The organism is Flavobacterium sp. (genome assembly GCF_043722275.1).
Classification (GTDB): Bacteria; Bacteroidota; Bacteroidia; order Flavobacteriales; family Flavobacteriaceae; genus Flavobacterium.
In genome coordinates, this window is the sequence record NZ_JAYSPC010000190.1 from 34,575 (window position 1) to 42,141 (window position 7,567).

Sequence of the window (7,567 nt, forward strand, 5' to 3'; positions counted from 1 at the left end):
TAATTCGTAAATTTTATTTCTGCCTTGATATGCGGTAAATACTGCGTTTTTGTTATAATATTCTTTACGAAGGTGTTTTTATTGCGTTTATTTAACAAATTATTTATCGATAAAATTTGTAGTTAAAGGTATAATTTGTAGGTTTACTCTTCGCAACCATTTGTTAACCAAAATATAATACATTATGAGAATAAAATTACTTCGTTTATTTATGTTATTATTAATCATTCCCTTATGGGCTCAGAAGGGAACTGATGCTGATTTTACTATCTCCATTAATGGAAATAGGATTCCAACTACAGCTAATTTTAAACAACAGTTTAAAGAGAAAAAAATTACAAGCAAGCAAAATCCCAAAACAGAGTATACTTTGTTGCAGTTTACAAAAATTCCATCTGTAGATGAGCAGCAAAAATTAAAAAGTCAGGGAATTACTTTGCTTAGTTATTTGTCTAATAATGCTTATTATGCTGCAATATCTTCTAACTTTTACAGCAAAAGCACCGCGTCTGATAATATAAGAGCAACAATTGCAATCGATCCGCATTATAAATTAGATCCAATGATTGTTGATAATGCTATTCCGGATTATGCAGCAGAAGGCGGTAACGGAATCAAAGTTGTTATTAGCTATTTTGAAGGTGTTGATGATAAAGTTATTTCGAAAGATTTAGCCGCTTTATTTATTAAAAGCAGTAAAAACGATACTTCTTTTAATGAAGTTTACATACAGGCTACTAAAGAGAAACTTGAAGAAATTGCAAAACTAAATTGGGTACAAAATATCGAATTAGTTCCTGCTCCTGTTGAAAGCGATAATAAACCGGGTTTAACTTCACATAAAGCGAATGTTTTAGGATCTGTTATTCCTGGATTAGGATATGGATTAACTGGAAAAGGTGTTAAAGTAGGTATTTGGGATGGAAATCTTGAACAACATAAAGATCATACCGGACGTGTTGTTAACAAAGAATACGAATATAATTCTTCACATGGAGATCACGTTTCAGGAACTATAGGCGGAGCTGGTTTATTAGATCCAAGAGCGAGAGGAATGGCGCCGGAAGTACAAATGTACGGATGGAATTTTAATACTCAGTCAAATGGTTTAAGTGTTCAGCAGGAAAGAGTTATCTCTGCTACTCAGGATGGAATTGAGATTACGTCAAATTCTTTTGGAGTAAATTTAACTTCTGGATATAATACCAGGCGTTATGATGCAGGAGATCGTGGTGATGATAATGTTACGACTTTATTTCCTTATCTTTTAACAATATATTCTAACGGAAATTCACAAACTGCATATCCGGGAGGTTTTAATACTTCTACAAAAAATTCAAAAAATGCATTGCATGTCGCTGCAAATAATCCGGATGATTTAATTAGTAGTTACAGTAGTTTCGGACCTACGATTGATGGACGTTTAGTACCTCAAATCGCTGCTGTTGGTAGTGATGTTTATTCACTAGATTACAGTAACTCTTATCAGGTAATGAGCGGAACATCTATGGCTACACCCGGAACTACGGGAACTGTGGCTTTGCTTTATGAAAGATATAAAAATATTTACGGTACAAAACCTTTGGCTTCTTTAATGAAAGCTTTGGTTACAAATACTGCTAAAGATGCCGGTAATCCTGGTCCTGATTATAAATATGGATTTGGAAACTTAAATGGTCTTAGAGCTGTTAAGGCTTTAGATAACAAATTATTTTATACTGCAAGTGTAGCTAATGCAGCGACTTACGAAAAAGATATCGTAGTTCCTGCTGGACTTGTTACATTAAAAGTTATGTTAGCATATTCAGATTTGCAAGGTACGCCCGGAGCAACTTCGATTCAGATAAATGATTTGGATATTAAAATCGTAAAAGATGGTATAACGACTTTGCCATGGGTTTTAAATCCAACTGCACCAAATGCAAATGCGACACGCGGAGTTGACAATATGAATAATATTGAGCAAATAACTTTAGATAATCCTGCAGCAGGAACGTATAAAATTATCGTTACAGGTACGAGAGTGCCTCTTGCTACTCAGGAATTTTCGGTAGTTTATGATTATGTAGCTCCTGAATTAATTTTGACTTATCCTATTGGAGGAGAAAAATTCAATACAGAAACTACAGAATATATCCGTTGGGATTATGAAGGAGAACCTAAAAACTTTACTCTTGAATATTCAGTTGATGGAGGAATTAACTATCAATTAATTGCTAAAGACATTCCATCAGCAGCAAGAAATTTTGCATGGAAAGTTCCGGCAGGAATTGTTGCTAATGCAAAAATCAGAGTTATTGCAGGAACAAAAGTTGATGCTTCAACAAATGTTTTTAATATTATAACAGAACCTAAAAATTTAGTTATTGCACCATCTGTTTGTGGTACGTCATCTTATAAAATGGATTGGGACCCAATTGTGGGGGCTAAATATGAAGTTTTAAAAATGAACGGATACAAGTTTGATGTTGTAGCAACTGTTACGGATCCTACTTATACTTTTACAAATCTTACTGCCGGCACTGATAACTGGTTTTCTGTAAGAACGGTAGATATTGCAACAGGAATTGTTTCTGAAAGAGTTAGGGCTGTAAATGTAGAACCAGTTTCTGCACCTGTAATCAATGCAGTAACTTTACCTTTTGTAGAAAACTTTAACTCAAGAAAAGCGACTAATTACGTTTTTTCAAAAGGAACTACAGGAACTGTAAAATACGAATATATTGATCCAGATTTCTTAGATGGAGCAAAAATGGCTGGATCTGGTGATGTATCTGCATCTCCGTGGGTTGCCAGTACATCTGCAAATGCTTTTGCAAATAACCCAAATTTCATTAAAAAAGTATCTTTTTGTGATATTGATGCTTCAACACTTGCAGGAAAAGCACTTCGTTTAAAATTTAATTTAATCTGGAACAGTGTTGGACCGGTAAACAAAAACTTTTTCAGACTTGTAGTAAACGGAACTCCAATAAACAGCTATGAAAATGTAGGCGTTTATGGTGGAACTGCTTTAGCAGGAAATACAGAATTAATATATGATTTATCTTCTTATGCGGGAACTACATTTAGCATCGCTTTTGAGTCGGTTATTGATAATGATGTTATCGTAGTAAGTAGTGAGAATGTTTATAGTTCAGTATTTATAGATAATGTTTCGCTTTTTGAAGCTACAGCTACAGATCTTGAATTGTCCTCTTTAATTCCTAATACAGGACTTACAGCTGCCGAAACTGTAAAAGTAAAAGTGTACAATCACTCTCCGGTTGCAATAAGCAATATTCCGGTTTCTTATAAAATAAATGGTGGAGCAGAAGTAGTTGAAACTATTCCTGGTCCAGTAAATCCTTTGAGCGAAGTATCATATGATTTTGTACAGAAAGCAGATTTTTCAGCTGCGGGTGTTTACACAGTTATTGGAAAAGTAAATTATCCAGGTGATGCTGTTATTGCTAATAATACTATTGAAAAAGCAGTTACAAATGCAGGAACTGATGTCTTAATGGGAACAATAGCTTCTGTAACAACTTGTTCTGCGGCATTTACTGATGGCGGAACTCGTTATGCAAATTATGGAGATCAACTTACGCAAGTAATTACATTTAAACCTGCAACAATTGGAAGCAGTATTAATGTAAATTTTACAGACTTCGATTTAGAACCAAATTATGACTATTTATATATTTATAACGGTCCAACAACTGCAGCTACATTATTAGGTGCTTTTACTGCAGGCGATTTACCTCCATCATTGACATCTACGGCTGTTGGAGGAGAATTAACATTCAGATTTGTTTCTGATGATATTGAAAACGCAAGAGGATGGATTGCAGATATTACTTGTGTTGCAAAACCGGTAGTTAATGATGCAACGATCGCTTCTATAGTTACTCCTGAAGTTCTTGGTAAAAAGACAAATGCACAGGATATCACTATCAGAGTAAGTAATTTAGGACCAAATGTTTTAACAAATTATCCTGTATTTTATCAGGTAAATGGCGGAGCAAAAGTTACTGATGTTGTTCCTACTATTGCGGCTTATGCAACTGTAAGTTTTACTTTTGCAACAAAAGCAGATTTATCAATTGTTGATGCAACTTATACAATCAAAAGCGGAGTTGATATTGCAGATGATAATGCAACTAATGATACACGTGAAAAAGTTGTTTATAACAAAAATGAATTGCCAGTTCATACTAATACAAATGGATACGCAATTGCTAAGTTAAAATGGAATGACGTTGTAAATACTTCTGGAACTACTGCATATTCTGATTTTAAAGCAATCAAAATTCCAGTTTACGCAGGATTTACTTATCAGCCTGAAGTAACAATTACAAAACCGGAAACACCAATTACAAGAGATCAATCAGCATCGGCAGTAGGAGTATTTACCATGATTGTTATTGATTTGAACGGAGATGGTAATTTGACAGATGAATTTTATGCAGGAACTTTTTGGGTAAATACAACACCAACTTCTGCATCACCGGCAATACCTTCATCAACAAATACCCACTATTTTAGAAATAATTCTACCTTAGCAGGAGGGTTGACAATTCCGGCAGGAACAGTTGGGGGCGAAAAATTAATGCGTGTGATACACATGTTCCGTTCGCCATCAGAATATTATAATGTTAATTTAGGACCAACTTTTGACGGATTAACAAGTTCAAGAAGCGATTTTGAAGTAGAAGAATATACAATTAATGTATTGCCTTTTACGGCTGCTGACGCAAGTGTAGACAGAATTACAGCACCTATTAAACCTGGTAATGCACCAGTTACAGTTGCTGCTGTGATTCGTAATTATTCAACTACGGCAATTACTAATTTCCCTGTAGCGTATAAAATTAACGGAGGTACAGAAGTAGTAGAAACTTTTACAGGTTCTATCGCTGCAGGAGCAACAGCTAACTTTGCATTTACTGCAAAAGCTGATTTAGGAGCTCCCGGAGATTATACAATTGATGTTTATACACAATTAGTGGGAGATACAGATGTTACAAATGATACTAAATCAATCACACTTTCACATGCTGCAAATTATGCAACAAATGTTACAGGAACTTTTGATGGGGTAAATGATTTTATCAAAACAGATGTTACTCCAGCTTTAAATCTTACCAATAATTATACATTTGAAACTTGGGTAAATCAAAAAGCCACAACTGTATTTGGCAGACTTTTAGATAAAAGTACAGTATTAGCCTTTATACATAATAATAGCAACTTAGCTATTTATAAAGAGAACAGTTTAGTTGTTTCAATTACAACTCCTACAGGTTCATATGTAATTAATACAGCAGTAAATTCGATCAAGCAAAATACCTGGCATCATATTGCTTACACAGTAAGTGCTGCAAATGTTTACACGGTTTATATTGATGGAGTTGCTGTTCCATTTACAAGTACAGGTACTGCAAATGCAGCTTCTTCAAATGCGACGGCTGCGGCATACATAGGTAATAATGCAGGTTTAGCACGTGGTTTAAATGGTAATATAGACGAACTTCGTATTTGGTCAGGTGTTCGCGATCAGGCTACAATTGAGGCTAATGCAATGACAAAATATGTTGGAAATGAACCTGGATTATTAGCTTATTACTCTTTTTCAGAAGGGGACAAACAATTTGTTTTTGACAGCACAGTTAGTGATAACACGGCTGTAGTTACAAACGCAGATACGAATGGTTTAGGAGAAGGGAAATTTTGGAATGTACCGGTGTTGTTACAAAAATTAGAATTTGTAAATCAACTTTCGTCTTCTTATGATATTCCGACTAAAACATTTTCAATTCTGTTAAATGATGGAGCTGATATTACTGCTGCAGTTGCTAATTATTCATTAGGAATGAAAAGTATTGCAAAAATAAACGGAACTACTCAAGTTAACGGAGTTACAACAAATGACTTTACAAATCCGGTTACTTTAACAGTAGAAGGTGTTGGTTTCAATACCGGAATCACCGAAACATATACTATTAAGGTAATGACAGGTTTAAGTAATGAAAGTAAATTGCTTGCTTATGACTTTAAAACAGTTTCAAATCCTGGTCTATTACAAGAAATCAATACTGATATAGTTGGAAATAATGCTACCAAAACAGTACCATTTGGTTACAATGTATCAAATTTAGTAGCAGATTTCGCGGTTTCTCCGGGAGCAGAATTATATATTGATGGAGTAAAACAGTTAAATTCAAAAGTAACTGCTTCAGATTATACTAATAGTTTCCTTGTAACTGTAGTTTCAGAAAATAAACTTTCGCAAACGAATTACACTGTAACTATAAATGCTAAAAATTCAGAAGCAAGTATTATCAGTTATTCAGTTGCAAACCAAGTAGGAACAAGCGTTATAGATCCAGCATTGAAAACTATAAAAGTTTTGGTAAATAATAATGCTAATTTAAGCGCATTGGTTCCTAATGTTCAGCTTTCAGATTTCGCTACATTGCGTATTGGAACTTATATTCAGAATAGCGGAGTAACAACTCTAAATTATACAGCACCAGTAGTTTATAATGTAACTGCTCAAAACGGAACTGTAGAAAACTGGACTGTTACAATTGAAGTTGCTAAACCAACAATAACTCTGTTAGGTGATCCAACAATAACAATCGATAAAGGTTGCGTATTTGTTGAGCCAGGTTATACAGCAACTGATAATTTAAATACAGACTTAACAGCTTCGGTTGTAGTTTCAGGTACTGTTGACGTAAATACAACGGGTCAATATACTTTAATTTATACTGTTAAAGATGCATTACTAAATGAAACAATCGTAACTCGTTTAGTAAATGTTTCAAGCACTGTATGCTCTTTAGGATTGCCTGCAAATGCCATAAACGGTTTTGTATTGTATCCAAATCCTGTTACAGAAGAGAAAGTACATATAGAAACAGCATCAGGAAGTACAAAGAGTATTTTGATCTCTGATATGTCTGGAAAAAAACTACTTTCAGTTCAAACAGAAAAGAATGAATTAAATCTTTCTGGTTTACCAACCGGAGTATATATAATAAAGGTAGAACAAGATGGAAACACATCTATTCAGAAACTAATTATAAAATAAGATTTTTTCTTAAAACAATCAAAGCGGCTACTTAGTAGTCGCTTTTTTTTGATATCTATTAAATCGAAAATTCGAAGAAAATATAAAGGATCGTCCACTCCTAACATAACGTATGATTTCTTACCCACAACCCGACAGGTTTTTAGAACCTGTCGGGTTTGTTGTTTTTAAAAGGATTTACGTAAAATTTGTCATTTCTACGGAAGGAGAAATCACACTAGAAATTCTACAAAGATTGGCGAATTTGTTTGCGGAATTACGAGTGTAATTTCTCGTTCCTCGAAATGACAAAAAACACAAAACCCGACAGGTTTTAAAACCTGTCGGGTTTCACGATGCATAGGTAATATTAAAAGTTTGTCATTTCGACGGAAGGAGAAATCACACTAGAAACTCTACAAAGATTGGCTATTTTGTTTGCGGAATTACGGGTGTGATTGCTCATTCCTCGAAATGACAAAAAACACAAACCCGGCAGATTTTAATTAA

The 7,567-nt window shown here is 34.2% G+C and carries 1 protein-coding gene; it reads left to right on the forward strand.

The genetic code is table 11. From position 1 onward, the window contains the following. Positions 1-184 precede the first annotated feature (184 nt). Entirely contained in the window at positions 185-7,078 is a 6,894-nt protein-coding gene (locus ACHZDT_RS22095; protein WP_394776863.1) for a S8 family serine peptidase, read from the forward strand. Positions 7,079-7,567 lie beyond the last annotated feature (489 nt).

What these genes read in the sequence shown, in the direction of transcription:
- ACHZDT_RS22095 (WP_394776863.1), top strand. Translation starts at nt 185, where the DNA reads ATGAGAATAAAATTACTTCGTTTATTTATGTTATTATTAATCATTCCC.